General features: G+C 59.8%; 6 protein-coding genes. 5 read left to right on the top strand and 1 reads right to left on the bottom strand.

The features are described 5' to 3' along the window. A partial coding sequence (locus M3O22_08625) for a hypothetical protein (protein MDP9196806.1) occupies positions 1 to 623 on the top strand: 623 nt, incomplete at its 5' end. Here M3O22_08625 and tpiA read toward each other — a convergent pair. Then, positions 624 to 1,388: a triose-phosphate isomerase gene (gene tpiA, locus M3O22_08620; GenBank protein ID MDP9196805.1), complete on the bottom strand. Its 765-nt coding sequence runs from the start codon at positions 1,386 to 1,388 to the stop codon at positions 624 to 626. It lies immediately after the preceding gene. A 332-nt stretch (positions 1,389 to 1,720) separates the two neighbouring features. Here tpiA and rpsL point away from each other — a divergent pair, with 332 nt between their 5' ends. From rpsL to M3O22_08600, 4 genes are all read left to right on the top strand, one after another. Next, the gene (gene rpsL, locus M3O22_08615) at positions 1,721 to 2,092 is read left to right on the top strand and encodes a 30S ribosomal protein S12 (protein ID MDP9196804.1); all 372 of its coding nucleotides are present in this window, start codon (positions 1,721 to 1,723) and stop codon (positions 2,090 to 2,092) included. 12 nt (positions 2,093 to 2,104) lie between these two features. Next, positions 2,105 to 2,578 carry a 30S ribosomal protein S7 gene (gene rpsG, locus M3O22_08610; protein MDP9196803.1) on the top strand — a complete coding sequence of 158 codons (474 nt, stop codon included), beginning with the start codon at positions 2,105 to 2,107 and terminating at the stop codon, positions 2,576 to 2,578. Positions 2,579 to 2,611: 33 nt separating this feature from the next. After that, on the top strand, positions 2,612 to 4,705 hold the full coding sequence (gene fusA / locus M3O22_08605; protein ID MDP9196802.1) for an elongation factor G: 2,094 nt from the start codon (positions 2,612 to 2,614) through the stop codon (positions 4,703 to 4,705). A 27-nt stretch (positions 4,706 to 4,732) separates the two neighbouring features. Continuing rightward, a partial coding sequence (locus tag M3O22_08600; GenBank protein MDP9196801.1) for a GTP-binding protein occupies positions 4,733 to 4,859 on the top strand: 127 nt, incomplete at its 3' end.

The raw sequence follows: 4,859 nt of genomic DNA, 5'->3' as shown, positions 1-4,859 counted from the left end.
AGACAGACAGGACCCTGAGTGCTCTGGTCCAGGCTGACAGTCTGGTATTCCTGATGGAGGCGCTGAATCTGGCCCGCACGGTCCTCCCCTGTCCGGCCGCTCATCCGGAATTCCTGGTGGGACATCTGCATGCTCTGTCCGTGGGTGCAGAAAGACATGTCCTCAGGCTGGCCAGCCGGAATGCAGATCCTGTAACAGATCCGGTCGAGGATATCCTCCGGCTGTCCGGTCTTATGCTGGAAGCTGCGGGCAGGGACGGGAAATACAGGGACTCTGTCCTTTTCAACAGCGTCCGTACGCTCATGGACATTGCCCGCGAAAGAGACAGCGCCGGGCCCATGATGACCCTGGCGGCCCATGCTATCTATCGTCTGGTCCAGTCCCCCCGTGATTCCGTCCTCAGACTCTTCCTCCAGTCCTGGGTTGAAAACATCAGGAAGCTGGATATGCAGGAAGACCTCAGCGTCACCAGGAAACATCCCCACGAATCCAGGCTTCTGGAAGCTTCCCTTGAAAAGCTGAAAACGAAGGATCCAGTCTTGGCAGGGCGCTGGAAAAACCTTCTGGGAATCAGGACTGTTTCTCCTTCACCTTCCTTGCGTCCCTCGAGGCACCTGCACTGATCAGGCCGGAGTCGCCACAGCGGCTTTCACAATGGCCACAAACTCTTCCGCCAGAAGGCTGGCGCCGCCCACCAGCGCGCCGTCTACGTGAGCTACCCGGAAAATCTCGCCGCAGTTTGAAGCCTTGACGGATCCGCCGTACAGCAGGCGTACGCGCTCCCCGCCCGGCATGTGGTCTTTCAGCCATCCGCGCAGGCGGGTATGCATGGCCCCGATATCGTCTGCAGTGGCCACCCGGCCGGTGCCGATGGCCCAGACCGGTTCGTAAGCCACCACCAGACCATCGGGCGGCAGGGCCGGCAGAATGCCCAGCCGGATCTGGTCCTCAACCGTGGAGAAAGCCTGGCCGGTATCCCGCTGCTCCTGCGTTTCACCCACGCACACAACGGGAACCAGTCCCGCAGCGTGGGCCGCTTCGGCCTTGCGGCGAATCAGATCATCAGTTTCGCCATGATGCTGTCGGCGCTCGGAATGGCCGACGATGACATGGCTGCAGCCCAGATCCGCCAGCATGGGGGCGCTGATGTTTCCCGTGAAGGCTCCTTTGGATTCCGGGTGGCAGTCCTGCCCCCCCACGCTTACCGGGCTTCCGGCAAGGGCGTCCGCCACCAGGGCCAGCAGCGTGGCCGGCGGACACAGCACCACATCCGGCAGCGGTCCGGCTTTCTGCAGCGCTTCGTGGATGCCCTTCGCGAGCGCCAGGCCATCGGCTTTCAGGCCGTTCATCTTCCAGTTTCCAGCAATCAGCCGGCGTTTGTTTTCCATGGTGATTCCCTCCTAGTTTGTTTCAGACATGTATAAAAAATTTCCGGCGCAGGCGAAATACCGTTGACGCAGGTCAGGGGGATGCTTATGGTGCGCCTGCTTCCGGAAGGACAGGGGCAGCGTTTGTCCCGGTCCCCTGAAAGTCCTGTAAAATAGCCGCACCCGAGCCCGTTTTGCATTTCGGACGGCGTCTGGAGACACGGTTCCCGCGAGGCCAGGGCCTTGTGACGAATCGTTTTTCGCGTCTCCGGAAACGTGCAGGGCCCGGGCAGAGGCGCAAACCACGGTCTGGCCCTGCGGCCCGGCCCAATATGTGAAGGAATGACACGTCAATGCCAACGATCAACCAGTTGATCCGTAAGCCGCGTACCCGCATCGGGGCGCGCAACAAGGTCCCGGCGCTGAAGGCCTGTCCCCAGAAAAGGGGCGTGTGCACCCGGGTCTATACAACGACTCCGAAAAAACCGAACTCGGCTTTGCGTAAAGTGGCGCGTGTGCGCCTGACCAACGGGTTCGAGGTGACCAGCTATATCCCGGGGGAGGGGCATAACCTCCAGGAGCACTCGGTGGTCATGATCCGCGGCGGCCGTGTCAAGGATCTGCCCGGTGTCCGCTATCATATCATCCGCGGTACGCTCGATACCCAGGGCGTCAAGGACCGCAGGCAGCGCCGTTCCAAATACGGCGCCAAGCGTCCCAAGTAAGGAGTTTGCAGAATGTCACGTCGTCGTCGCGCAGAAAAACGTCAGGTTCTTCCCGATGCCCGCTTTGGTGACCAGATCGTCACCAAGTTCATGAACTGCCTCATGCGCAACGGAAAGAAATCCGTTGCCGAGAAGATCGTCTACGGCGCCCTTGCGATTGTCGCAAAGAAAAAGAAGACCGATGATCCGCTGAAGCTGTTCCATGAGGCGCTGGACAAGGTCAAGCCGTACCTGGAAGTGCGCTCCCGCCGCGTCGGTGGCGCCACATACCAGGTTCCGGTCGAGGTTCGTCCGGAAAGGGCCACAGCCCTTGCCATCCGCTGGATTATCGATGCGGCCCGCAACCGCAGCGAAAAGACCATGACGGACAAACTGGCCGGCGAGATCATGGATGCCATCGACAACCGGGGCTCGGCCGTGAAAAAGCGCGAGGACACCCACAAGATGGCCGAGGCCAACAAGGCCTTTGCATTTTTCCGGTGGTAGTACAGGCTTAACTGCAGTTTTCAGGATTTTGACATGGCACGCGCAACACCGCTGGAACGCTACCGGAACATCGGCATCATGGCCCATATTGATGCCGGCAAGACCACCACGACCGAGCGCATCCTGTATTACACCGGCAAGTCCTACAAGATTGGCGAGGTGCACGAAGGCAGCGCCACGACGGACTGGATGGAACAGGAGAAGGAGCGCGGCATCACCATCACTGCCGCCGCTATCACCTGTTTCTGGAAGGGTGGTCCGAAAAAGGACGACTATCGCATCAACATTATCGACACGCCAGGCCACGTGGACTTCACCATCGAGGTCGAGCGCTCCCTGCGTGTGCTGGATGGCGCCGTCACGGTGTTCGACAGCGTGGCCGGCGTTGAGCCCCAGTCGGAAACCGTCTGGCGCCAGGCCGACAAGTATCACGTGCCGCGCATGTGTTTTGTCAACAAGATGGACCGCATCGGTGCGAACTTCTACCGCACGGTGGACATGATCATCGACCGCTTGGGCGCGGTGCCGCTGGTGACCCAGCTGCCCATCGGATCCGAAGCCGAATTTGTGGGCGTGGTGGATCTTCTCAAGATGAAAGCCATCATCTGGAAGGACGATTCCCTGGGCGCCGAATTCCACGAAGCTGATATTCCGGACAACATGAAGGCGAAAGCCCAGGAATACCGGACAAAGCTGGTCGAGACGGCTGTTGAAATGGACGATGCAGCCATGGAGGCCTATCTGGGCGGTCAGGAGCCCTCCCTGGATGTGCTGAAGAAATGTATCCGCAAAGGAACGATCGCATTCAAGTTTGTGCCGATCCTGTGTGGTTCTGCCTTCAAGAACAAGGGCGTCCAGCCCATGCTGGATGCCGTGGTGGATTATCTGCCCTCCCCGCTGGACATTCCGGACGTCAAGGGCGTGAAGGAAGGCGGTGAGTCTGACAGCCGCCCGGCAAAGGACGATGCGCCGTTCTCGGGTCTGGCGTTCAAGATCATGACCGACCCGTTTGTAGGATCGCTGACTTTCGTTCGTATCTACTCCGGAGTTCTGAAAAAGAGTTCCTACGTCCTCAATTCCGTCAAGGAAGACCGCGAGCGTATTGGCCGTGTTCTGCTGATGCACGCAAATCAGCGCGAGGATATCGAGGAAGCCGGGGCCGGAGATATTGTGGCCGTGGCAGGCCTCAAGTATACGACCACGGGGGATACCCTGTGCGATCCTGACAAGCCCATCATTCTCGAGCGGATGGAATTTCCCGAGCCGGTGATCGAGGTGGCCGTGGAGCCGAAATCCAAGGCCGACCAGGAAAAGATGTCAACGGCGCTCCAGCGCCTGGCGTCAGAAGATCCATCCTTCCGGGTCACTGTAGACCAGGAAAGCGGCCAGACGGTCATCAAGGGCATGGGCGAGCTGCACCTGGAAATCATCGTGGACCGCATGAAGCGCGAGTTCAAGGTAGAAGCCAACGTGGGTGCCCCCCAAGTGGCCTATCGCGAAACCATCAGCAAGCGCGCCGAGGTGGACTACACCCACAAGAAGCAATCGGGCGGCTCGGGTCAGTTCGCCCGCATCAGGCTGGTGTTCGAACCCCAGGAAGCCGGCAAGGGCTATGAGTTCGAGAGCAAGATCGTTGGAGGCTCCGTTCCCAGGGAATACATCCCGGGTGTCGAAAAGGGCCTGGAAGCATCAAAGGATACAGGCGTCATTGCCGGCTTCCCGGTGATTGACTTCAGGATCTCGCTGGTGGATGGCGCCTATCACGACGTTGACTCGTCGGCGCTGGCCTTCGAAATCGCCGCCCGTGCAGCGTTCAGGGAAGGGATCCAGAAAGCCGGTCCCATCCTGCTCGAGCCGGTCATGAGGGTTGAGGTTGTCACGCCCGAGGATTACATGGGCGATGTCATCGGCGACCTGAACAGCCGCCGCGGCCAGATCAATGGCATGGACCAGCGCGGCAATGCCCGCGTGATCGAGGCCAAGGTTCCCCTGGCCAACATGTTCGGCTACGTCAACACGCTGCGCGGCATGACCCAGGGACGCGCCCAGTATTCGATGCACTTTGACCATTACCAGCCTGTTCCCCAGAACGTTGCGGAAGAAGTCCGTGCGAAGCTGGCAGGCTGACATCACAGAGAAGGACAGGAGCAGACCATGACCAAGACAAAATTCGAGCGTACGAAGCCGCATTGTAATATTGGTACGATTGGCCACGTTGACCACGGGAAGACGTCTCTGACGGCGGCGATTACGAAGGTTCTGGCGAAGAAGGGCCAGGCGG

This window comes from Pseudomonadota bacterium (assembly GCA_030775045.1).
Classification (GTDB): Bacteria; Pseudomonadota; Alphaproteobacteria; order JALYJY01; family JALYJY01; genus JALYJY01.
Note: the sequence above shows the minus strand (reverse complement) of the source record. Positions and strands in the feature narration are given on the sequence as shown.

What these genes read in the sequence shown, in the direction of transcription:
- tpiA (MDP9196805.1), bottom strand. Translation starts at nt 1,388, where the DNA reads ATGGAAAACAAACGCCGGCTGATTGCTGGAAACTGGAAGATGAACGGC.
- rpsL (MDP9196804.1), top strand. Translation starts at nt 1,721, where the DNA reads ATGCCAACGATCAACCAGTTGATCCGTAAGCCGCGTACCCGCATCGGG.
- rpsG (MDP9196803.1), top strand. Translation starts at nt 2,105, where the DNA reads ATGTCACGTCGTCGTCGCGCAGAAAAACGTCAGGTTCTTCCCGATGCC.
- fusA (MDP9196802.1), top strand. Translation starts at nt 2,612, where the DNA reads ATGGCACGCGCAACACCGCTGGAACGCTACCGGAACATCGGCATCATG.